This window comes from Candidatus Arsenophonus phytopathogenicus (assembly GCF_056113345.1).
Window position 1 is genome coordinate 1,795,213 of record NZ_JBUIOB010000017.1, and the last position, 23,458, is coordinate 1,818,670.

General features: G+C 37.6%; 16 protein-coding genes, 1 tRNA gene and 5 pseudogenes. 15 read left to right on the plus strand and 7 right to left on the minus strand.

Translation table 11 applies throughout. The annotated features are described in order from the left end of the window. Positions 1–150: 150 nt before the first annotated feature. From rlmN to der, 8 genes are all read left to right on the plus strand, one after another. Complete coding sequence (rlmN, locus tag AC01GB_RS13175; RefSeq protein WP_474452165.1) at positions 151–1,260, plus strand: dual-specificity RNA methyltransferase RlmN; 1,110 nt, start codon at positions 151–153, stop codon at positions 1,258–1,260. A gap of 175 nt (positions 1,261–1,435) precedes the next feature. Then, on the plus strand, positions 1,436–1,630 hold the full coding sequence (locus AC01GB_RS13180) for a hypothetical protein (RefSeq protein ID WP_474452166.1): 195 nt from the start codon (positions 1,436–1,438) through the stop codon (positions 1,628–1,630). A 289-nt stretch (positions 1,631–1,919) separates the two neighbouring features. Beyond that, on the plus strand, positions 1,920–2,954 hold the full coding sequence (gene rodZ, locus AC01GB_RS13185; protein ID WP_474452167.1) for a cytoskeleton protein RodZ: 1,035 nt from the start codon (positions 1,920–1,922) through the stop codon (positions 2,952–2,954). Positions 2,955–3,091: 137 nt separating this feature from the next. Then, positions 3,092–4,213 carry a flavodoxin-dependent (E)-4-hydroxy-3-methylbut-2-enyl-diphosphate synthase gene (ispG, locus tag AC01GB_RS13190; RefSeq protein WP_474452168.1) on the plus strand — a complete coding sequence of 374 codons (1,122 nt, stop codon included), beginning with the start codon at positions 3,092–3,094 and terminating at the stop codon, positions 4,211–4,213. A 112-nt stretch (positions 4,214–4,325) separates the two neighbouring features. Continuing rightward, the gene (gene hisS / locus AC01GB_RS13195) at positions 4,326–5,606 is read left to right on the plus strand and encodes a histidine--tRNA ligase (protein ID WP_474452169.1); all 1,281 of its coding nucleotides are present in this window, start codon (positions 4,326–4,328) and stop codon (positions 5,604–5,606) included. 10 nt (positions 5,607–5,616) lie between these two features. Continuing rightward, a complete protein-coding gene (locus tag AC01GB_RS13200; RefSeq protein ID WP_474452170.1) occupies positions 5,617–6,237 on the plus strand; it encodes a YfgM family protein in 621 nt (206 codons plus the stop codon). Positions 6,238–6,250: 13 nt separating this feature from the next. Further along, positions 6,251–7,429 carry an outer membrane protein assembly factor BamB gene (bamB, locus tag AC01GB_RS13205; protein WP_474452171.1) on the plus strand — a complete coding sequence of 393 codons (1,179 nt, stop codon included), beginning with the start codon at positions 6,251–6,253 and terminating at the stop codon, positions 7,427–7,429. A 128-nt stretch (positions 7,430–7,557) separates the two neighbouring features. Beyond that, complete coding sequence (gene der / locus AC01GB_RS13210) at positions 7,558–9,042, plus strand: ribosome biogenesis GTPase Der (protein WP_474452172.1); 1,485 nt, start codon at positions 7,558–7,560, stop codon at positions 9,040–9,042. Positions 9,043–9,083: 41 nt separating this feature from the next. Here der and hemF read toward each other — a convergent pair. Next, positions 9,084–9,992 (minus strand): annotated as a pseudogene (gene hemF, locus AC01GB_RS13215) (oxygen-dependent coproporphyrinogen oxidase). Positions 9,993–10,639: 647 nt separating this feature from the next. Between hemF and AC01GB_RS13220 the strand changes: the two are divergent. The 3 pseudogenes from AC01GB_RS13220 (at position 10,640) to cysM (ending at position 13,023) form a co-directional block, all read left to right on the plus strand. Beyond that, positions 10,640–11,073, plus strand: a pseudogene (locus AC01GB_RS13220) (GNAT family acetyltransferase). 406 nt (positions 11,074–11,479) lie between these two features. After that, positions 11,480–11,973, plus strand: a pseudogene (locus AC01GB_RS13225) (DUF1131 family protein). A 167-nt stretch (positions 11,974–12,140) separates the two neighbouring features. After that, positions 12,141–13,023: pseudogene (gene cysM / locus AC01GB_RS13230) on the plus strand (cysteine synthase CysM). A 114-nt stretch (positions 13,024–13,137) separates the two neighbouring features. On the opposite strand, the gene crr reads toward cysM, so the two are convergent. The 5 genes and pseudogenes from crr to cysZ form a co-directional block, all read right to left on the minus strand. Further along, entirely contained in the window at positions 13,138–13,647 is a 510-nt protein-coding gene (gene crr / locus AC01GB_RS13235; RefSeq protein ID WP_474452173.1) for a PTS glucose transporter subunit IIA, read from the minus strand. Between the two features lie 54 nt (positions 13,648–13,701). Then, a complete protein-coding gene (gene ptsI / locus AC01GB_RS13240; RefSeq protein ID WP_474452174.1) occupies positions 13,702–15,429 on the minus strand; it encodes a phosphoenolpyruvate-protein phosphotransferase PtsI in 1,728 nt (575 codons plus the stop codon). Positions 15,430–15,569: 140 nt separating this feature from the next. After that, a complete protein-coding gene (gene ptsH / locus AC01GB_RS13245) occupies positions 15,570–15,827 on the minus strand; it encodes a phosphocarrier protein Hpr (RefSeq protein ID WP_474452175.1) in 258 nt (85 codons plus the stop codon). Positions 15,828–16,192: 365 nt separating this feature from the next. Continuing rightward, a pseudogene (gene cysK / locus AC01GB_RS13250) lies at positions 16,193–17,173 on the minus strand (cysteine synthase A). Between the two features lie 329 nt (positions 17,174–17,502). After that, on the minus strand, positions 17,503–18,264 hold the full coding sequence (cysZ, locus tag AC01GB_RS13255; RefSeq protein WP_474452176.1) for a sulfate transporter CysZ: 762 nt from the start codon (positions 18,262–18,264) through the stop codon (positions 17,503–17,505). Between the two features lie 221 nt (positions 18,265–18,485). Between cysZ and zipA the strand changes: the two genes are divergently transcribed. The 4 genes from zipA to AC01GB_RS13275 all read left to right on the plus strand — a co-directional run bounded on the left by zipA (position 18,486) and on the right by AC01GB_RS13275 (position 23,224). After that, complete coding sequence (zipA, locus tag AC01GB_RS13260; RefSeq protein WP_474452411.1) at positions 18,486–19,430, plus strand: cell division protein ZipA; 945 nt, start codon at positions 18,486–18,488, stop codon at positions 19,428–19,430. Positions 19,431–19,496: 66 nt separating this feature from the next. Next, positions 19,497–21,509 carry an NAD-dependent DNA ligase LigA gene (gene ligA / locus AC01GB_RS13265; RefSeq protein ID WP_474452177.1) on the plus strand — a complete coding sequence of 671 codons (2,013 nt, stop codon included), beginning with the start codon at positions 19,497–19,499 and terminating at the stop codon, positions 21,507–21,509. 211 nt (positions 21,510–21,720) lie between these two features. Beyond that, the gene (locus AC01GB_RS13270; protein ID WP_474452178.1) at positions 21,721–22,902 is read left to right on the plus strand and encodes a NupC/NupG family nucleoside CNT transporter; all 1,182 of its coding nucleotides are present in this window, start codon (positions 21,721–21,723) and stop codon (positions 22,900–22,902) included. 88 nt (positions 22,903–22,990) lie between these two features. Continuing rightward, the gene (locus tag AC01GB_RS13275; protein WP_474452179.1) at positions 22,991–23,224 is read left to right on the plus strand and encodes a DUF3820 family protein; all 234 of its coding nucleotides are present in this window, start codon (positions 22,991–22,993) and stop codon (positions 23,222–23,224) included. Between the two features lie 35 nt (positions 23,225–23,259). Here the strand turns inward: AC01GB_RS13275 and AC01GB_RS13280 are convergent. Beyond that, positions 23,260–23,335: transfer RNA gene (locus AC01GB_RS13280), tRNA-Ala, on the minus strand. Positions 23,336–23,458 lie beyond the last annotated feature (123 nt).

Consider the following 23,458-nt stretch of genomic DNA (forward strand, 5'->3'; position numbering starts at 1 on the left):
AAGTTTGTAAAATACCATGCCTTGTTAAGTGATTTATTGACAAGGTTATGGCATATAAAGCTATTAAAATAAGATTTAATGCCAATAAATATAGTTAATTATTAAAAATCTACAGTTTTCGCCGAAAAGTGTAATAACGAGGCAATAAAAATGTTTCAATCTAAAACAACCGCGCAGTGTGTGCCCTCTTTTTCTCCTGTTACCAAATCAACAAAAGTTAATTTGTTGGATATGGATCGTAAACAGATGCGGCAATTTTTTAGTGACATGGGCGAAAAACCCTTTCGGGCCGATCAGGTAATGAAATGGATTTATCACCACTGTTATGATGATTTTGATTTGATGACTGATATCAATAAGGTATTGCGGGCTAAATTAAAAGCAGTTGCTGAAATTCTGGCGCCAGAAATTGCGCAAGAGCAGCGCTCTGCTGATGGCACTATCAAATGGGCAATCACGGTAGGTGAGCAACAAGTCGAAACAGTCTATATTCCTGAAGATGATCGAGCGACACTTTGTGTCTCTTCTCAAGTTGGCTGTGCCCTTGAATGTAAGTTTTGTTCAACCGCTCAACAAGGTTTCAATCGTAACTTACGCGTTGCAGAAATCATAGGCCAGGTGTGGCGGGCCGCTAAAGTCATCGGCTCTTTAAAATCTAGTGGCCGGCGGCCAATTACCAATGTTGTGATGATGGGAATGGGAGAACCCCTATTAAATCTAAACAATGTTATTCCAGCAATGGAAATTATGATGGATGATTTTGGCTTTGGATTGTCAAAACGACGGGTGACTTTATCGACGTCTGGTGTTGTGCCTGCGCTTGATAAATTGGGTGATATGATCGATGTTGCTTTGGCAATTTCCTTGCATGCTCCGACTGATGAAATTCGTGACCAGATTGTACCTATTAATAAAAAATACAATATTGAAACCTTCCTGGCTAGTGTTCGGCGTTATCTTACTAAATCTAATTCAAATCAGGGACGTGTTACCGTTGAGTATGTGATGCTAAATGGTGTGAATGATAGTATTGAACATGCTCATCAGCTTTCTGAATGTCTTAAGCATACGCCTAGCAAAATTAATTTAATTCCTTGGAACCCATTTCCTGGTGCGCCATACAGCCGCAGTTCTAATAGCCGTATTGATCGTTTTGCAAAAGTATTGATGAAATATGGTTATACTACTATTGTGCGTAAAACACGTGGTGATGATATTGATGCGGCCTGTGGTCAATTAGCGGGTGATGTTATTGATTGAACAAAACGAACATTGAAAAAACAACTTGTTGGTGAACCAATTATAGTAAAAGCAGTCTGAATATTAATTATGTAAATAAAGGGAATTAGATATCATAATTCCTTTTATTACCAGCTATATAAACAAACGAGAGTGATATGATAAGGATATCTATCATTAATATTCTATATTGTTAGTGGGTTTATTAATAGGATGTACTAGTATTAATAAAGACGTTGATATTGCGATTGTGACACGGACACAGCTAGGCATTGCTTATTTATCAGCAGGGAATTATCCAGCAGCATCTTATTATTTTAAGAAGATAATGCTGGCAGAGCCAAAAAATGGGATAGCAAATTTAGGCATGGCGGTAATTATGCGTCAGTAAAAGCAACCAGATTTAGCATTAAAATATTTTAAAGTGGCAATTCGTTCATCAGCAATCAATAATACAAGTATGCGATATTATTATTTAGACTTTTTATGCTCTGAAAACATATCTGAGGAGATAATTAAATTGAGGAAAGAGGAAGAACGTAGTGGACTGAATTGTCAAAATATTTCAAAAATAAAATAAGAAATATTATCGGTATGAAGGTTTTTTATTAACTTATAGATGAAGTTTTTTTAAAAGCCTTCATGATGTTAAAACTCAAAAAAGACCAATATTTCCGCGAATGAATAGCAAACCTAAAACAGAAAAAACAGAAATCACCGTTGGCCAACGTTTATTGCAGGCACGGGAAACGCTTGGTCTTTCCCGAGAAATCGTTGCCGAGCGACTTTGCTTAAAAGTGTGCACAGTACGTGAGATAGAAGAAGACAGCAATTCCCATAATGTTGATCCTACTTTCTTGCGTGGCTACATTCGTTCTTATGCAAAATTAGTGAAAATTCCAGAAAAAGAAATTCTTGAATTATTGGATAAACATACACCAGCAAAAGCAGCTGTAGTTTCTCCTATGCAGAGTTATTCTCTAGGAAAAACCCGTAAAAAATGCGAAGGCTGGTTAATGAAATTTACCTGGCTAATTATCATTATTTGTATTGCTATGGTAGGTATTTGGTGGTGGCAGGGTTATAAAGTACAAAAACAAGAAATTGCCACGATGGCTGAACAGAATCGCTCGAATACTGCTCAAATGCCGGTAGATCCAACTTCTTCTACTCCTGGTGAAGTAGCAGAGACTGAACAGAATAATTTAAATACATCGTCGACAGAAACTACTGTACAGCCGGTAACCTCATCGATAGCTAATAATGTCGTATCACCGGCTCCTAAAACGCCATTAACTTCTGAAACACCAAAAAATAGTGATATAAATGCTAATATCGACTCAGTAAATCCAGCAGAAGTAAAAACAGTACCATTGCCAGGCAGTATGAATAATAATAGTAATCCAGAACGAGATAGAACAGCAGAGGTTTCTACTGATACTGATACTGATGCTGCTAATATAGAATCTGGTGATGGAGTTGTGATGAACTTTAAAGGGGAGTGCTGGTTAGAAGTTCGTGATGCTAAAGGTAAGATTTTATTTAGTGGTATTAAAAATGCAGGCCAGAAACTTGAATTAAATGGTGAACTTCCTTATCAATTTAATATTGGTATACCCGCCAATGTTAATCTGTTATTCAAAGGTAATTCCGTTGATCTAAGTCGCTTTATTAAAGCTAACCGTCCAGCCAAGTTTAAATTGCCTGGATTGTAAATGAATATTGTAAGACAACATCTATAAATAATGATAAATTGTGAACAAATAAGAAGCCATCGTCAATTCGATGGCTTCAATTATAGAAATAGCGCAACTTATTAAACATGGATGTTTGGATGTTGAAGGAGAGTAATATGCATAATCAATCACCGATAAAAAGGCGTAAATCAACGCGCATTTATGTAGGAAATGTTCCCGTTGGTGATGGTGCACCCATCACAGTACAATCTATGACAAATACGCGGACAACGGATGTTCAAGCGACAGTTAAACAGATTAAATCTTTAGAACGAGTGGGCGTTGATATTGTGCGTGTTTCTGTGCCTACAATGGATGCAGCAGAAGCGTTTAAACTTATTAAGCAACAAGTTAATGTTCCTGTGATTGCTGATATCCATTTTGATTATCGTATTGCACTAAAAGTAGCTGAATATGGTGTGGATTGTTTACGTATCAATCCAGGTAATATTGGTAATGAAGAACGTATTCGTCAGGTTGTTGACTGTGCACGTGATAAAAATATTCCTATTCGGATCGGCGTTAATGGTGGTTCATTAGAAAAAGATATTCAAGAAAAATATGGGGAACCCATGCCAGCAGCGTTAGTTGAATCGGCTATTCGCCATGTGGATATATTAGATAGATTGAATTTTGATCAGTTTAAAATTAGCGTTAAAGCTTCAGATGTTTTTTTGGCTGTAGGCGCATACCGTTTACTAGCTGATAAAATTAATCAACCTTTACATTTAGGTATTACCGAAGCGGGTGGAGCGCGAGCCGGTTCGGTGAAATCTGCTATCGGATTGGGAATGTTATTGTCTGAAGGGATTGGTGATACATTACGTATTTCATTAGCCGCTGATCCGGTTGAAGAAGTTAAAGTCGGTTTTGATATTTTGAAATCTCTGCGTATTCGCTCGCGAGGTATTAATTTTATTGCTTGTCCAACCTGCTCACGTCAAGAGTTTGATGTCATTGGTACCATTAATGCATTAGAAGAACGGTTAGAAGATATTATTACCCCGATGGAAGTTTCAATTATTGGTTGTGTTGTTAATGGTCCTGGTGAAGCCGAGGTTTCTACCCTTGGCGTCACAGGGGCAAGAGCAAAGAGCGGATTTTATGAAGACGGCGTTCGTCAAAAAGAACGTTTAGACAATGTTGATATGATCGATCAGTTGGAAGCTAAAATTCGGGCAAAGGCCGTTATGTTGGATGAAAATCGGCGGATTGATATTAAACAATTAGATAAATAATTTAATCATATTGGCTCATAAAGTAATGAGCCGATTTTGTTTATGGATTGCACCCTGTTAATATTCACTTTTATAATACATATTATGGTAGATTTTTAAATAGAGAAATAACGTGGCTAAAAACATTCAATCTATTCGCGGTATGAATGACTGTCTTCTTGCCGATATTCAATTCTGGCAAAAAATTGAAAGCAAATTAAAACAAATCCTTGCTAGTTATGGTTTTAGTGAGATTCGAACTCCCATCGTAGAACAAACCTCATTATTTTCTCGCGCAATAGGTGAGGTTACTGATGTGGTTGAGAAAGAGATGTATACCTTTGATGACCGGGATGGTGACAGCTTGACACTGCGTCCAGAAAATACAGCTGGTTGTGTACGCGCTGGGATCGAACATGGTTTATTGTATAATCAGCAACAACGTCTCTGGTATTTAGGCCCGATGTTTCGTTATGAGCGGCCACAGAAAGGGCGTTATCGCCAATTCCATCAGTTAGGGGCAGAAGTGTTTGGTTTAGCCGGGCCCGATATTGATGCCGAACTTATCATGATGACAGCACGTTGGTGGCGTGAGTTGGGGATCACTAACCATGTTTCACTGGAATTAAACTCGATTGGTTCATTAGCGGCGCGCGCAAAATATCGTCAGGCATTAGTCACTTTTTTGCAACAGTATGAAGATAAATTGGATGAAGATTGCCGACGTCGACTGTCGATTAATCCGTTACGCATCCTTGATTCAAAAAATCCTGACGTGCAAAAACTGCTTAATGATGCGCCATTACTTGCTGATTATCTTGACGATGACTCGAAACAACATTTTGCTGGACTTTGTAAATTACTTGATGCTGCAGGCGTTCAATATCGAATTAATCAACGTTTAGTTCGTGGTTTAGATTATTATAATCGCACTGTATTTGAGTGGGTTACTGATGATGCATTAGGTGCGCAGGGTACGGTATGCGCTGGTGGCCGCTATGATGGTTTGGTCGAGCAGCTCGGCGGGCGAGCTACCACCGCGGTAGGTTTTGCGATGGGAATGGAGCGCATGGTGTTATTGGTGCAACAGCTTAATCCAGATTTTGTTGCTGACTGTACCTTAGTTGATGTTTATTTGGTTGCTTGTGGTGAGGCAAGTCAACAGGCAATATTAGTCCTGGCGGAAAAAATCCGCGATAAATTGCCAGCTTTGAAATTAATGACTCATCATGGTGGAGGTAACTTTAAAAAACAGTTAGCTCGCGCAGATAAACACCAGGCGAAAATTGCCCTAATTCTAGGTGAAGATGAGTGTCAATCTAATGAAGTCACAATAAAAGATTTGCGTACCGGCGAACAGGAAAAAATTTCTCAGCAGAATGTTGCTGTACGTTTGGTTGAACTTTTAGGTTAAAGGAGACTCTGTGGAAGTCTATACCACTGAAAACGAGCAGGTAGATGCTATTAAACGCTTTTTTGTTAACAATGGCAAAGCGTTAGTAATTGGGTTAGCTGTTGGAGTTGGCGCGATTATTGGTTGGAATTATTGGCAAGCACATCAGGCAAATCGTTTGCAAGAAAGTGCTCAAGCCTTTGAACAAATTTCATCTCAATTGCAGACAGGTTCAAAACAAGCACTGGCTGCTGGCGAACAATTTGCTAATGAAACAAAGAATATGTATGGTGTATTGACCAATATTGAACTTGCCAAAATTGCGGTGGAAAAGAGTGATATTGCTGGTGCAGAAAAAGCATTACTAAAGGCATTAGCAGTAGCAAAATTAGATGATCTTAAAGATTTGATCAATGTCAGATTGGCACGCGTACAGTTAGCTTTGAACAAGACAGATCAAGCACTGATTACTTTGACTCAAGTACAGGATAAAGGATGGAGTAGGATTGTTGAAGATATTCGTGGCGATGTATTATTGAAAAAAGGTGATGTCGCTGGCGCTCGTGCAGCTTATTCTAAAGGAATTGAATCAAGTGGAGCTGAAATGATGAAGACAATATTAAAAATAAAAATTAATAGTTTGCCAAACTAAGAGGAATATTAACATGCAATTGGCTAGAACGCTCTTGGTTGGTTTGTTGGCAATAACTTTATTAATGGGATGCTCAACGGAAAAAGATTCTATCGTGATGTCTCCTTTACCTGAGGTTGACAATCAATTTACCCCTTCTATCATCTGGCATCGCTCGATAGGGGATGGCAGTGGAAAATATTATTCTCAACTTTCACCGGCTTACGATGATTCTGTTGTTTATGCAGCCGATCGTAAAGGAACGGTGAAAGCAATGGATGTTGATTCAAGTGAGATACTATGGTCAATTGATTTATCAGAACATGTTGGCTTTTTCACGGCTAATTTGCCGGCCTTACTTTCCAGTGGATTAACGGTTTCAGGAGATAAGCTTCATATAGGGACAGAAACTGGCAAAGTTATCGCATTGAATAAAGCCGATGGAGAAATCGCATGGGAAACAGATGTTGCCGGAGAAGCACTTTCGCAGCCAGTAGTGAGTGACGGTTTGGTATTGATCCATACCAGTAACGGCGTGTTACAAGCGTTAGATGCACAGACTGGACAAAGTAAATGGAGTATTAATTTAGACACCTCGACATTATCAGTAAGAGGAAAGTCAGCACCAGCTACTGCTTATGGAGTCGCGATTGTTGGTAGTGATGGTGGTCGTATTAGTGCCATAATGCTTGCTCAAGGGCAGATTGCCTGGCAACAATATATTTCTCAGATCCGTGGTGCAACGGAAATTGATCGTTTGCACGATGTTAATATGACGCCGGTTATTGATACTAATTCAGGCGCTATCTTTGCTATTGCGTATAATGGTGATTTAGTTGCAATGGATATGCGTTCTAGCCAAATTATCTGGAAGCGTGATCTAGGCACGGTGAATGATATTATTGTCGCCAATGATATTATCTACTTAGTTGATCAAAATGATCGTGTGCTGGCCATTCGTAAAAATGATGGTGTCACTTTATGGACACAAGATGCTTTATTACATCGCAATTTGACCGCACCGGCTATTTATGATGGTTATTTAGTAGTTGGCGATGGTGAAGGTTATCTTCATTGGTTAGATACCCAAGATGGTCAATTTGTAGCACAAAATAAAGTTGATAGTTCGGGCTTACTCAGCCGTCCGATTATTGCTAGTGGTAAATTACTCATTCAGGCAAAAGATGGAACTGTATATCTGATTGAACGTTAATTGCCTGACATTTTCTTATTTTCCAGATAGAATTAACGGCTGCTGATTTCCGCAGCCGTTTTATTTTTTTAGTATTCTGAAGATTGGAATCAGAATACCGATTTTAATTTTTATGAGGCATCTTAAAAATGATACCTGTCATTGCGCTAGTAGGGCGTCCAAATGTAGGAAAATCTACCTTATTTAACCGATTAACTCGAACTAGGGATGCGCTGGTTGTTGATTTTCCTGGTTTAACCCGTGACCGAAAATACGGCACAGCAGAGTTTGCAGGACAGGAATTCATTATTATTGATACCGGGGGTATCGATGGTTCAGAAAAGGGGATAGAAACCCATATGGCTTCTCAATCCTTACTAGCGATTGAAGAAGCTGATATTGTTTTTTTTATGGTTGATGCTCGTTCAGGATTGATGCCGGCAGATTATGAGATTGCGAAACATTTGCGCAGTCGCAAAAAGGATAGTTACCTGGTAGCAAATAAAACTGATGGTTTGGATATTGATACAGTTTTAGGTGATTTTTATGCACTTGGGATCAAGGATATTTATCCCATTGCCGCATCTCATGGGCGTGGTGTTACTCAACTGATTGAAAAAGTGGTTTCTCCCTATTTGCCGCAAGAATCAGCCAATGATATTGAATTATCCCCAGAGGAGGCTAATGCAGCTTATTGGCTTGCTCAGGAGAAGAAAGAGGCGCTTGATAATAATAGTGAAGAAGAAGCCTTTGATCCGCGTTCACTACCGATTAAGTTAGCGATTGTTGGTCGGCCAAATGTTGGTAAATCAACCTTAACTAACCGTATTTTGGGCGAAGATCGAGTAGTTGTTTATGATATGCCAGGTACAACGCGGGATAGCATTTATATTCCGATGGAACGGGATGGATGTGAATATATACTGATTGATACAGCGGGTGTGCGTAAGCGCGGAAAAATAACTGAAACGGTCGAAAAATTTTCGGCGATCAAAACGTTGCAATCAATTGAAGATGCTAATGTTGTTTTACTGGTTATTGATGCCAGAGAGGGTATTTCTGATCAAGACTTATCATTATTAGGTTTTATTTTGAATGCAGGGCGTTCTCTGGTGATTGTAGTCAATAAGTGGGATGGCATGTCGCAAGAGGATCGTCAATCGGTTAAAGATATGCTGGATTTGCGATTAGGTTTTATTGATTTCGCCAAAGTGCATTTTATTTCAGCGTTGCATGGTAGTGGTGTTGGTAATTTATTTGAGTCTATCCATGAAGCTTATGAATCGGCGACACGGCGAGTAAGTACAGCCTTATTAACACGTATTATGAAGATGGCAGAAGAAGAACATCAGCCACCTCTGATACGAGGTCGCAGAGTGAAAATGAAATATGCTCATGCCGGCGGTTATAATCCACCGATTGTGGTCATCCATGGCAATCAAGTTGCTGAATTACCCGATTCTTACAAACGTTATTTAATGAACTATTTTCGTCGTACATTACAGGTTATGGGGACGCCGATTCGTATTCAATTTAAAGAAGGCGCTAATCCTTATGCCGGCAAGAAAAATAAATTGACACCAACGCAGCTACGTAAGCGTAAACGTCTAATTGCCCATCTTAAAAAACGTTAATAACAAATTGCACACTTAAAAAATAAGTGTGCTGCTAATATTTATACCCACTCTTTTTCGATTAAAAAATGATTATAAAGTTTTTCTTCATCTGAATTGGACTCAGGATGATAGTTATATTCCCAGCGTGCTAGTGGTGGTAAGGACATTAAAATTGATTCTGTTCTACCGCCAGTCTGCAGCCCGAACAGGGTTCCACGATCGCATACCAGATTAAATTCTGCATAACGTCCTCGGCGGTATAATTGAAATTGGCGCTCGCGTTCACTCTAAGCTGTTTGTTTTCTTTTTTCAACAATAGGTAAATATGCCTTAAGAAAACCATTGCCAATATCCTGAGTAAAGTGAAAGCAGGTAGTAAAATCGGGTTGGTTTAAATCGTCAAAGAAAAGACCGCCAACCCCGCGTGGCTTATTGCGATGTTTGATAAAAAAATAGGGATCACACCATTTTTTATAGTTGGAATAAATTTCTTTTCCATAAGGTAAACATAGAGACTGCGCAATCTTGTGCCAGTGTATAATATCTTCTTCAAAGCCATAATAGAGAGTTAAATCAAATCCACCACCAAACCACCATACTGATGGTTCACCTGGTTTTTCTGCAATGAAAAAACAGACATTAGCATGGGCTGTTGGAATATAAGGATTGAGTGGATGAGTAACTAAAGAAGCTCCCATTGCTTGATAGCGACGACCTACCAGTAGTGGACGATTTTCTGTGGCAGAAGCAGGTAAATACTCACTATTTATATGGGAAAAATTGACTCCTACTTGCTCAAAAATCGTCCCGATTTTTAATATAAGGCGACGACCGCCACCTTTTTGTTTATGTTGCCAGTTATGTTGGGCAAATTTTGCGGTGTTATCGATATGTTCAAATTGCTGACAGAGCTTATCTTGCAAAGTGAGAAGAAATGCCTTCACTGCATTAATATCAGGTATATTCATAACATTGCTTTTGATTATTATTAGAGTAGTAGATTAGCGGTTAATTATACACTCAATACGGTCTGAATACATTTTGTTATTGATTGGATCTGTTAGTATTGCAATAACGATAGCAAAATATTAAGTATGACTGCCTATAAATATTAATAGTAGAGTTATGCATGTATCCGTGAATCAAGTAAGCTAATTATAGTCTATTCAAAAACTGTCGTTGTTGGCAGTTTAAGTCTATGGTTAATACTATAATTGTCGGTTAGTAAAGTTAACCACAACTCAATTTCAGCTAAAAAGCAGAAGTATTTATCTATTCTCTTATTGTCAGAATGGAATGGATTTAATATAAAATTAATTTTAGCCAATAAAATTCTGACATTATTTAGTGTTGGTATTATTATTTTAGTAAATTTTAATTACTTGCTATTGAAAAGCCAAGTAGAGCGGTGTTAAATAAAAAGAATAATAGGATTACGTAATAACAATATGATTTTATTGTAAATAAATTAAATTATTTAAAAGTGAAATAATGATTTATGGAGTATAAAATCAATATTTTCGGCGATATCTTATTCATTTTATTTTGCTACCATCATTCTTGTTTAGATAATAAGAATACCAATGTTTATTCTTCACTAAGTAGGTAAAAAAATATGGAAATAAGAACCTTTCAACAAGATGATTTCGAAGAAATTATCACATTATGGGGGCTTTGCCAGCTAATTCAAACAGATAGAGATCCTGAAGCAGATATCGAGCGTAAAATGTTATCGGGGGCAGATCTTTTTTAGTTGCTGAAATGGCAGGTGAAGTTGTTGGTACCATCATGGGAGGATACGATGGTTATCAAGGATCTGCTTATTATTTAGCGGTGCACCCTGAATACCGTGGTAGAGGGATTGCCAATGCATTAATTAGTCGTTTAGAAAAAAAATTAATTGCTAAGGGTTGCCCAAAAATTATGTTTTTAGTACCTGAAGAGAATGACGCTACCATCTGTATGTGTGAGAAAATGGCTTACGAAGAGTTACAACAGGAAAATATTTTATACACTAAACGATTAATTGATGATCAAGTGTTTGAGTGATTAATGCAATTAATTTGATGATACCAATATTTATCTTTTTTGATATAAAATTTTATTAATTTATTTTTTGTGAAAATTTTTTTATCGGTATTAGTGGGTTATTTTTAAACTGTCAGATTAATAAAAGTTAATTTCATCTTTATTTGGAAAAAACTTGTTTTACTTACTTTTTTGTAGATTATTAACTTGTATTCTATCACGCTGCTAATTTCACACATTATAAACAAATTTTAAATAAAATTATTAATATTTTTACTTTTTTTATTATATTGTAAATTAATTTAAGGGGTTTTTTATGCCACAACTTTTTGGCAACAGCCGATTATTTTGGTTAAAAGTGTGATTTGCAACAAGTCTATGATCACTAACCGGATGTAGCAGTATTTCATGGTCAAGTTTATATCCAATGAATTGGTTTGCCAGTTCAGTTACAATTTCCGCTACCGGAGTTGGTCAGATTAATAAAATGACCCCGATGGAAGAACAGATTATTGCAGCAGCGTTAAATAACCGATACCATTTTCGTTTTGGAATGCAAATTGAGCAGGGGAAATTAATGTCTCTTTTCCAAGGTATAAATAATTTTCAAGAAAAGATAGTCATTTATGGTGTTGAGAATGGGGAAGTTAAGTGAATCGAAATCATGGATGAAGATATTAAAACAGTATGGAATACAAAAATAGGAACACTATTCTCGCAAATCTATCAAAGCGCAGTGCAAGGTAGTTGTTACCCTGATTCAAAGCAAACTAATATGTTAACTATCAATTGTGTTTCTCCTCAATCTAGCCATGTTACTTATCGTTTACTGGCAAATGGAGTGGTCCCAAAAACCTAGTGCCATCAAATGATGTTTTAGCTAATTGGAAAGTAAGTGGTATTATTTGGTCTGCACAATAATGATTTAATTTAGTAATAAATTATATCAAGACATGACATAAAAATTGAATTGTTTAAATCCTTTAATCAAAGTTGCTATTATAACTTTGTTTCAAGGATTATTAGCTATTTTTGTTGATATTAGCGTTTTTTTTATTCTTTATAATAAAAATAATTAGGTAAATAATGTGGATTATTTGGAAAAATTTATTGGTAATTCGCCACTAGTTAAGCTAAAAAGATTGACTAAAAATAGGGATGCTGAAATTTGAGTAAAACTAGAGAGTAATAATCCTGCCGGTTCAGTCAAAAATAGAGCTGCCCTTTTTATGATCCAGCAAGCAGAAAAACGAGGTCAAATTACACCTGGTGATACCTTAATTGAAGCAACTAGTGGTAATACAGGGATCGCATTGGCAATGATAGCCACCATAAGGGGATATAAACTAAAATTATTAATGCCGGAAAATACGAGTGTTGAACGTCAGTCAGTGATGTGAGCTTATGGTGCTGAAATAGTTTTGGTTAGCGAAGCGGAAGTGATGGAAAGGGCTCGTGATCGTGCATTAGATATGCAATCTCGAAATGAAGGTAAAGTGCTTGATCAATTTAATAATTTTGATAATCTGTTAGTCCATTTTATGACGATAGGCCCTGAAATTTGGCGTCAGACAGCAGGGCGGATCACGCATTTTGTCTCAAGTATGGGGACAACTGGGACAATTACCGGTGTCAGCCAATATTTAAAATCTAAATCAAATAAAATAGAAATTATCGGTTTGCAACCAGCAGAAAATAGCTATATTTCAGGGGTTCGGCGCTGGTCTCAAGATTATATTCCAAGTATATTCAGATCTGCATAAGTTGATAGAATATTGGATATAACTCAGATAGAAGCAGAACAAATGATGAAGAGCTTAGCAATAGATGAAGGTATCTTTTGTGGTGTTCGTTCAGGAGGCGCTGTGGCAGGGGCATTACGCGTCGCCTAAACAGAACCCTGGGGCAGTTATTGTGACTATTATTTGTGACAGAGGGGATCGTTATCTTTCCACCGGGTTATTTAATTGAATTAAATAATATCAAAGATAAATAGTTGTTTATAGTAAACAATCATTGTTATTAAATAGCGAAATAGAGAAGAAGTTCCCTTCATTAATTATTAATGAAGGGAAGAATGGTAGTTTATTTTTTGATCTGCATAATAACGGTTTCACCTACAACAACAGAGCCACTAAGTTTAGTTAGCTCTTTTATTTCATCCATATTAGAAATGACCACAGGTGTTAATGTCGATTTTGCTTTTTCTTCTAATAGAGGAAGATCAAGTTCAAGCACTAAATCTCCTTTTTGTACTTTTTGTCCTTCCTCTGCTATGCGGGTGAATCCTTCACCCTTTAATTCAACTGTATCAATACCGCAATGGACAAATAACTCAATACCATTATCTGATTCGATAGAAAATGCATGGTTCGTTTCAAATATTTTACCAATAGTTCCATCAACTGGAGCAACAATTTTGTTACCAGTAGGCTTGATAGCAATGCCATCACCAACAATTTTCTCGGCAAAAACAACATCTGGAACATCTTCTATATTAACAACTTCACCTGAAATTGGCGCAATAATATCAATATTACCCGTGCTATTTTTATCATCTGAAACCAGTGATTTGAGTTTGTCAAACAGACCCATGGATCTTCTCCTAATTAATTGTTTTCTTATGGGGTCAAGAGTTGGTTGATGATTTTAGCAAAGTGTTTTTTCTTTAATAAATGTTTCAACCAAATCCATCAATTCCTTCGCTGTCGGTTGATTAAGAGCTTGTTCTGCTAATGTTTTTGCATCTTTGAAATTTGCGTTTCGGATAATTTTTTTAATAGTTGGGATTGAGATTGCACTCATACTAAATTCATCTAATCCCATACCAAGTAATAATAGTGTAGCACGTTCATCACCAGCAAGCTCACCACACATACCTATCCATTTCCCTTCTGCATGAGAAGCATCAATAACTTGTTTAATAAGTTTTAACACTGAAGGAGACATTGGATTATAAAGGTGAGAAATCAGATCATTTCCGCGATCAACTGCTAAGGTATACTGTGTTAGATCATTGGTTCCGATGCTAAAAAAATCGACTTCTTTTGTTAAATGATGTGCAATAACCGCAGCTGCTGGTGTTTCAATCATAATCCCAACTTTAATCGACTGATCGAAAGCGTGCTTTTCCTCGGTTAATTGCTGTTTAAGTATAGCTAGCTCTTCTTTTAAGGTGCGAATTTCTTCCACAGAAATGACCATGGGAAACATAATACGTAGATGGCCGAAGGCAGAGGCTCTTAAAATAGCACGTAATTGAGGGTGCAGGATTTCTTTGCGATCAAGGGAAATACGAATTGCTCTCCAACCAAGAAAAGGATTTTCTTCTTTCGGTAGGTTCATATAGGGAAGATCTTTATCCCCACCAATATCCATGGTACGAATAATAATAGCCTGTGGCCCCATAGCTTCTGCAACCGCTTTATAAGCTTGAAATTGTTCTTCTTCGCTAGGTAAATTATTGCGATCCATAAACAGAAATTCAGTACGGTACAGACCTACACCTTCAGCACCATTACGCTCAGCACCTTCTACATCACGTACAGTACCAATATTTGCGCAAACTTCAACTTGATGACCATCTAAAGTTATTGCGGGCAAATCTTTCAATTTTGCGAGCTCACTTTTTTCACGTAAATACTCATCTTTAATTTGTTTAAGTTTGTCAATCTCACTATCAGATGGATTTTGATAAATATGATTATTGAGAGCATCTAAAACAAGATAATCGTTTGGTTGGATGTTCTTCGTTGCATTGCTTGTGCCAACAATAGCCGGAATTTCCAGCGATCTGGCCATAATTGAAGTATGAGAAGTGCGTCCGCCTATATCAGTAATAAAGCCAAGCACTTTCTTCAAGTTTAATTGTGCGGTTTCAGACGGGGTAAGATCTGCCGCAACCAAAATGACTTCTTCTGTAATTGAACCAAGATCAACAATAGGCAACCCTAAAATATTTTTTAGCAGGCGTTTACCAATATCTTTGACGTCAGCGGCACGTTCCTTGAGGTATTCGTCATTTAATTCTTCTAATGCTGAGGCTTGTTCTTCAATCACTTTTTGGACTGCAGCATCCGCAGTTTTATGCTCTTTTTTGATGAAAGAAAAAATTTCCTGCTCAAGTTCTTCATCTTCAATCAGCATTATATGACCTTCAAATATTGCCGCTTTTTCTTCACCAAAATTTTTTTCTGCGGTTTTTTTTATCGTTTTTAATTGTGCTATTGTTTTTTCGCGCCCAGCAATAAAACGGTTAATTTCACTGTCAATTTGGTCGTCAGAAATTTTCTTTTGATTGACAACAATTGGCGCTTCTTGAAGAATTAATACCTTGCCGAAGGCGATACCTGGTGATACTGAAATTCCTGAAATCATAAATGTTACCTTACTACCAATGGGCGAAAAATAGCTAGCTCATAGGACTGGCTTTGATACTTATGGTTAAATAGATATCCCCAGATAAAGGTATCCAGGGATAAAAAATAGAAAATAAATGTTATATTGCCCGTATGTCATTACTCCAATTCGGCCATTAGTTTAACAAGATGTTCTACTGCTTTCTGCTCATCTTCACCTTCAGCAGAAATAGTGACAACAGTTCCTTGAGTCAGGCCGAGTGTTTGTAGTTTAAATAAACTTTTAGCTCTCGCAGATTTGCCGTTATAGGAAAGTGTAATTTCAGAAGAAAAACTTTTTGCCTCTTTGACAAACTGAGCCGCCGGGCGAGTGTGAAGACCATTAGGTGCTGTGATGGTGACTTCTTGCTGGAACATATTTTTTCCCTCAACAAACTTAATATTTTTTTATTAGTAAATCCAAAATATTTTAGCTGAAATAATCTGGATTTGCGTATTACTTTTCAGTGATAATAAAGGAAAAATGTTTTTTTTACATTATCAATCATAAATTTTATGCATATCGACATTATAGAGCCAGACATGTTAATTTACCTAGTTTATGCTCTATTTGTAAATTTTTACTGTTTATTTTTTGATTAATTTCGATTGTCGAAATAATTAATGACTTAAATACTAAACTCGTTTCAAGAAATCATCTTAATACACACTAAACTTTGATCTACGACACAAAAAAGCAATTTTAAAGTGCTTTTTTAGCTAATTGTGCGCAAAAATAGTCATTAGCTTGCATTGGCAGCAGAAAATAAATCTGTACTCAAATAACGTTCATCGGAAGAAGGTAAAATAACCACAATATTCTTATTTTGAAATGCCGGTTTTGCCGCTAATTTTACCGCTGCGGCAACTGCAGCGCCTGATGATATACTGGCTAAAATACCTTCTTTTTGCATAATTAGCCGAGCGGTTTGTATCGCTTCTTCATCGCTAATAGCAAACACATCGTCAATAAGAGCAAGATCCAGGTTATCAGGGATAAAGCCAGCACCTATGCCTTGGATTTTATGTGGACCAGGTTTTATTTATAGGCCAGCTAATGTCTGGCTTATTACTGGAGATGCGGCTGGCTCGACAGAAATCATTTTAATGGCTTCACCGCCTGCTTTCTTTCTTTTTTAGATAACGGCCGATGCCAGTAATTGTACCACCGGTACCAACTTCAGCCACGACAGCGGCTATCTCATCATCAGTATCTTGCCAAATTTCAGGTCCAGTTGTTTTTTTGTGAATTTTAGGATTGGCTGGATTATTAAACTGTTGCAAAAGAAGATAACGATCGGGAGCAGTGGCAACGATTTCGATGGCTTTTTCAATGGCGCCCTTCATGCCCTTAGCACCTTCAGTTAGGACTAAATTAGCGCCAAGCGCTTTTAATAATTTACGCCGTTCAAGGCTCATAGTTTCAGGTATGGTCAAGGTAAGCTTATATCCACGCGCAGCGGCAACGTAAGCCAGGGCAATTCCGGTATTGCCACTGGTCGGCTCGATTAAAGTTTTATTGGTTGTCAATTTGTCTAGTTTAGGGGTTAACAGACCTTTTTTTGTGCGTCCCAAATCATATTGGCACCAATGCGGCACTTTACGCTAAAACTTGGGTTAAGTGATTCGATTTTTGCTAACAAATTTCCGTTACCAAAGTGTTTCAAACGAACTAATGGAGTATGACCAATAGTTAGCGAGTTATCTTCAAAGATGTTGCTCATCGATCGTCCTTACTATTTTTCAGAAGCTATAAACATGCTCAAATATAGTACTAATCACCATACGCTAAGCGAATTATTTTGGAAATAAAAATTTATCCTATCGTTATATCGCACAGGTGTTTATCGTCGCTTTGATTAATTTTTACTAACTGATATAACGGGATATTTGGTGGTAACTAATAACTATTTTTTAGTAAATTAAGCTTAACTTTTATGTTGACTGTGGATACTAACATCAAATATGCCACAATCATTTATTTTGATTATTATTACTATCTGAGAATAGCTGAAGTTAGGGTAAGAAATTTTAGCTAACTTCAGCGTTTGAGTTAATGACGGTTATGTTTCAGACGGTAGAGATCAACCCACATTGCTGTTGCACCACAGATTGCGATGGGCATGATAACCAAATTGATAATAGGGATCATCGTCAGCAAATTGACTATTGCACCAAACTGGATACTGGTTGTTCGATTATTGGTAAGTGCCAACTTCATTTGATCAAATTTTACTTTATGGTTATCAAAAGGATAATCACAATATTGAATTGCCATCATCCAGGCACCAAATAAAAACCATAAAATCGGTGCGATTGTCTGAGCAATACCGGGAATGAAAAACAGGATCAGCAACGGAATAACACGAATAAGGTAGTGACATAATTTTGTTACTTCCCGGGCTAAGATCCGCGGTATGTCGGCAATAAGTACCGCAAAACTGGTATCTGGCGCGGGAGTTCCTGTTAATTCGGCTTCCAATTTTTCAGCTAACCAGCCATTAAAAGGAGAAGCAATAAAATTGGCGATAGTACTAAAGAAGTAGCCAAATATAAGTAAAATAGAGATCACCGCAATAGGCCATATTAGATAACTTAACCACTGCATCCAGCTGGGAACATAAGAAAGTAATGTTTGGATCCAATCGCCTAATTTGCTATAAAGCCACCAAAAGGCACTACCGAGTAAAATAATATTTACTAATAAGGGTAAGATAACAAAACGTCTTATACTTGGACGAGTAACTAGCTGCCATCCCTGAGCAAAATAATAGAAACCATTCGCAGTTTTTAGTGATTTTATTGAATTAATCATACTTCATATTATCTCCTTTAGATTTGATCTTGTATCATATAGATAGGATTTTTAGCTGGCTAGTCTTTTGTTGGCTAAAAAAACAGCGAAAAAAGAATAAATATCTAACTTTTTGTAAGAAAATTATGTAGAGGGTTGCACTTAACGTTATTGGCAAATACTCTTAATATAATGATACCGCCATGGTGGCGATTATTTTTTCAAACAACAGAGATAGAGCGATGCAGGATTTGCGTCTAATATTAGTGGTCGTTGGTGCGATAGCTATAATAGCTTTACTGTTACATGGCTTTTGGACAATTGGTAAAGAGCGTTCGAAGCTATTTAAAGATCGCCCTATGAAGCGCCGTAAACAACATGATCAGGATACACCTGAGAGTGCAGGCGATCCATCCCTTGGCGATAAAATGATGGAGGCACAACAATCAGCATCTAAATTGACTAGTCAGAAGGCAAATGAACAATTTGCTTCCCGAAAATCTGAATCATCTAAGGTAGTGAAAACACCTAACGATGATGCACATCTAGCTGATACTGAAGTAGAAATTGGATCTCGTGCTAAGCAAGAAAAGAGCGTTCAGACTAAACAGCTTGAACTTGAGATTTTTGAGCCTGCGCTAAATTCAATTAATAGTGAAGAAAGGGAAGACGCTTTCGTAGCATACACAGCAGAAAGTAGCCAACAGGCTGTTGGTGGAGTTGAACATCCTGATGGTGAAAAACAACAAAGTAACTTAGCTGATGAAGCTGATAAAAAGGATATTGTTGTTGTTTTACATGTTGCGGCACTGGAAGGTCAAGTTTTAGGCGGTGATTTGTTGTTACAAAGTATTTTTCAATCGGGTTTTCAGTTTGGTGAAAGGCAGATCTTTCATCGTCATGTTGATCCTTCTGGTTCTGGGCAGATTTTATTTAGCTTAGCCAATATGGTGAAACCCGGTTCTTTTGAGCCAGAGGTCATGTCTGATTTCACCACTCCGGGTGTATCTATATTTATGATGGTACCTTCATATGGTGACTCAGCACAAAACTTCAAATTGATGTTGCAAGCAGCACAACGTATTGCGGCTGATGTTGGTGGTGTCGTGCTTGATGAGGATCGCAAAATGCTGACACCCCAAATGATAGAGGAATATCATAGCCGAATTAGAAAAGCATTAACTTAAATATTAGATGATTAGTAATCGACCCCCGTGATAGCGGGGGTTTTGTCTTTAGTTGTATGGTGAATAATGAAAGAACAACAAAATTATCTTGCTCGGCTTAAACAGCAATTACGGCATCATGAATATCTTTATCATGTATTAGATACGCCTGAAATACCCGATGCAGAATATGATCGGATGATGCTGGAATTGAAAAAATTGGAGGCTAAGCATCCAGAATGGATTACTGCTGATTCGCCAACACAACGGGTTGGTGCTGAGCCATTAACGGCTTTTGAGCAGGTACGCCATGAAATACCGATGCTGTCATTAGATAACGTTTTTGATGAAGAGAGTTATTTAGCCTTTGATAAACGAGTACATGATCGTTTAAAAAATAATAGCCAGTTAACATTTTGTTGTGAACTTAAATTAGATGGTTTGGCGGTTAGCTTGTTATATGAACATGGCGAACTGGTGCAGGCTGCGACGCGTGGTGATGGTACAACAGGCGAAAATATTACGGCTAATATTCGTACCATTCGAGCAATTCCGCTCCGTTTGACCGGCGATAATATCCCTGCGCGTATTGAAATTCGTGGTGAAGTTTTTATGTCTCATCGCGGTTTTGAAAAACTGAATGAAGAAGCTCGGCGTAATGACGGTAAAATTTTTGCCAATCCACGTAATGCCGCAGCAGGCTCATTACGTCAGCTTGATCCTCGTATTACTGCCAAAAGGCCATTAGCCTTTTTTTGTTATGGTTTCGGCTTGTTAGAGGGCGGACAATTGCCGGCTAGCCAATATCAATGTCTAATGCAGTTTAAAAAATGGGGCTTACCCGTTAGTGATAAGGTAGCGCTTTGCCAAAATAGCCAACAAGTTTTAGCCTATTACCATCAAATTGAGCAAGAGCGTTTAGGCTTAGGTTTTGATATCGATGGTGTCGTTGTTAAAGTGGATCCGTTGTCGCTGCAAGAAGAGCTTGGTTTTGTTGCTCGAGCTCCTCGTTGGGCTATGGCATTTAAATTTCCCGCTCAAGAACAGATAACTTTATTGTATGATGTTGAATTTCAAGTAGGACGTACCGGTGCTATTACACCGGTTGCTCGATTAGAGCCTGTTCAGGTTGCAGGGGTCACGGTAAGCAATGCAACATTGCACAATGCTGATGAGATAGAACGTTTAGGTATACGCATTGGGGATACCGTCGTTATTCGGAGAGCGGGTGATGTGATCCCGCAGATTGTTAATGTGCTCACTGAAAGACGTTTTACTGATAGCAGAGAAATTCGGTTTCCTATTCACTGCCCGGTTTGTGGTTCAGCCATTGAACGTATCGAAGGTGAGGCTGTGATCCGTTGTGCTGGTGGTTTAATTTGTGCCGCACAACGTAAGGGTGCCTTGAAGCACTTTGTTTCGCGCCGAGCAATGGATATTGAGGGCTTGGGTGATAAGATTATCGATCAATTGGTTGATAAAGAGTATGTCACGACAGCGGCCGATCTTTACCGTTTAAATCCTGATATTTTAGCCAGACTGGAGCGTATGGGGCCAAAATCTGCACAAAATCTAATTAATGCGCTTGATAAATCCAAACAAACCACATTAGCCCGCTTTATTTATGCGTTGGGTATTCGGGAAGTTGGCGAAGCAACGACGGGCAATTTGGCGACACATTATGCGACGTTAACTTCACTCATGTCAGCAGATATAGAGTCGCTAAAAACGGTACCCGATGTTGGCGAGATAGTAGCAAAGCATATTATTAATTTTTTTCACGAACAACATAATCGCGATGTTGTTAATGAATTAGTGAACGAAATTGGTATTAGCTGGCCAGCTATACCAGTTAAGAAAACCAATAGTCCATTTACCAGCAAAACACTAGTTTTAACCGGTACATTAAACCGTTTAACGCGTGATGAGCTTAAAGATAAATTAATATTACTTGGTGCAAAGGTCACTGCCAGTGTTTCTAAAAAAACGGATCTGGTGATCGCAGGTGAAGCCGCTGGTTCTAAATTGGCAAAAGCAAATGAGTTAGGAATAAAAATTATTAATGAGGATGAATTAATGGAGTTACTACAAGAACATTAATCTTTTATGGCTTTTCGGCGTAGTAATTCGCAGGATGTTGACTGCTTTGATTTCATAATCGTTTTATTCATCACCAATTAGCTATCGCAAGTTAAATCACTAAATTACCCACTTAATACGGTTTTTAGTGATTAAAATCACGCTCGATTATTTTCTATTACATAAAATAATATAACTATTTGTTAAATTTAAAACCTACTTGGAAATATTTATGTCTGCCGTTTTTCACTTTCTTTTATCCATTATTCTTATTGGTCGGTTATCGATTTTAACCAGTAGCGATCGTGCTAGTATTCGCATTCGCTATGTTTTTCAACTATTAGTTATTGAGTTAATATTAGCCTGGTTCTTCCTCAATTCAGATATTGGTCAGGGATTTGTGGCTGGATTTGCTAAATTTTTTGACTATTTATTAGTTTATGCCGCAGCAGGAACTGATTTTGTATTTGGTGGTATGATGGACGCAAATCTCGCTACCTTCTTTTTGCGAGTATTATGTCCAATTATTTTTGTTTCAGCTTTAATTGGCATCCTGCAACATATCAAAGTGCTACCTTTTATTATTAAAATAATAGGAACATTACTGGCTAAAGTTAATGGTATGGGAAAACTGGAATCTTTTAATGCGGTCAGTTCATTAATCCTTGGTCAGTCAGAAAACTTTATTGCATATAAAGATATATTGAGTCGAATGTCACCACGTCGTATGTATACGATGGCAGCAACAGCCATGTCGACGGTTTCTATGGCGATTGTAGGCGCCTATATGGGAATGCTTGCCCCTAAGTATGTCGTTGCGGCGCTGATCTTGAATATGTTTAGTACATTCATTATTCTATCATTAATTAATCCCTATTCGGTTGACGAAGAAGATATTCAAGTCAGTCATCTTCATGATGGACAAAGTTTTTTTGAAATGTTAGGCGAATATATTCTGGCTGGTTTTAAAGTTGCTTTGATTGTATGGGCAATGTTGATAGGATTTATTGCGATTATTGCCGGAATTAACGCCATTTTCAGTGCAGTGATAGGAATAAGCTTTCAGGATTGTTTAGGCTATGTGTTTTATCCATTAGCATGGATCTTGGGTATACCTGCTGAAGATGCACTTAAAGTAGGTAGTATTATGGCCACCAAATTAGTATCTAATGAATTTGTCGCTATGGGATATTTGAAACAAGTTGCCGCTGAATTATCCCCTCGTTCAGTAGGTATTTTGTCGGTCTTTTTAGTTTCTTTTGCTAACTTTTCATCAATAGGCATTGTTGCAGGAGCAATAAAAGGTCTCAATGAAAAGCAGGGAAATGTTGTTTCTAGCTTTGGCTTAAAATTATTATATGGTTCCACGCTAGTCAGTTTCTTATCGGCAGCAATAACGGGATTAGTTTTGTGATAATTTGACAGTATGTTTGCAAAGCGGCATTCTTGATTAACGAATGCCGTGTTTGGTTCTATTAACCAATAATATAGTGGAATTCTGCATGCAGAAACAGGATCTGATCGATATTGCTAATACCGTTATGCCATTCGGTAAATACAAAGGACGGGTTTTGATTGATTTACCCGAAGAATATTTACTTTGGTTTGCACGTAAAGGTGAATTTCCTCAAGGAAGACTAGGTTATTTAATGGAAATGACGTTAACAGTCAAAGTGGAAGGGCTAGACAACTTAGTTAAGCCACTAAAAGCATTCATAGTAAGTAATGGGGTTTAATATTGATTAAATCTAAATTGGCTGGAATTTAAATTTGGTGGAGCTAGGCGGGATTGAACCGCCGACCTCTTGCATGCCATGCAAGCGCTCTCCCAGCTGAGCTATAGCCCCTACACAAAGTCGATTGGACGGGCGCATAGTATGCAAACTGAATAAGACTGTCAATCGATTAATAGGAAAATAGTGTTTAACCGTTGAAAAAATGCTCATACAGCTTAGTGTAAAGAAAAAAGC